The 647-nt window shown below is 61.4% G+C and carries 1 protein-coding gene; it reads right to left on the bottom strand.

Annotated features, from left to right (window positions below; translation table 11 throughout):
• Positions 1–647, bottom strand: a 647-nt coding sequence (locus tag J8I33_RS34285; protein WP_245172635.1) for a transposase, incomplete at both ends; no start/stop codon positions are given.

Here is a 647-nt window from a genome sequence, read left to right as displayed (position 1 = left end):
GCGACCTTGGCGTGCAGCTTCGCGATATGCCGCTTGTGCTTTCGCGCCCGTTGCGCTTTCGCCAGCTTTTCCGCCGCGCGTCGGCCGAACCGGTCATTCGGCAGTTTTTCTCCGGTCGAAAGTGTGGCGAAGTCTTTCAGGCCGAGATCGATGCCGACACCGGAACGGATCGGACGAGCCTGAACATCCGGCATCTCGATCACGATGTTCAAGAACCAATTGCCGCGCGCATCCTGCGCGAAGTTGGTCCCATCCTTGATCTTGCCTTCGGGAAGCGGCCGGCTGTTGAACACGCGAAAGGTGTTGCCGGCGAAACGAAACGCATCGCCCTCGCGCTTCAGGTCACGGCCCTTCAGCGGCACCCAGCCCAGCGATTTCCTGCCGCGATAGCGCAGGTAGGGCCGACGGTGCTGGCTGCGCGACCTCGCGTATTGCTCGCACGTCGCGTTGACCGTGCCGGAGTGAATACCGAGTTCCTTGCTGCTCCCCGTCGTCAGCACGTTCAGGTCGAATCCTGTAGGCCACTTCTTGCCCCACTTGAGCGCGTGCTTCTGCGTGTCGTTGCAGTAGTTCCAGACGTAGTTCACCGCACGGCTCTGCTTGTTGAGCAGTCCGTTGAGCGACTTCACGCGGTAGCGGTAGACAAG

Origin of the sequence: Burkholderia sp. AcTa6-5, assembly GCF_017815075.1 — a bacterium.
Classification (GTDB): domain Bacteria; phylum Pseudomonadota; class Gammaproteobacteria; order Burkholderiales; family Burkholderiaceae; genus Burkholderia; species Burkholderia sola.
Note: the sequence above shows the minus strand (reverse complement) of the source record. Positions and strands in the feature narration are given on the sequence as shown.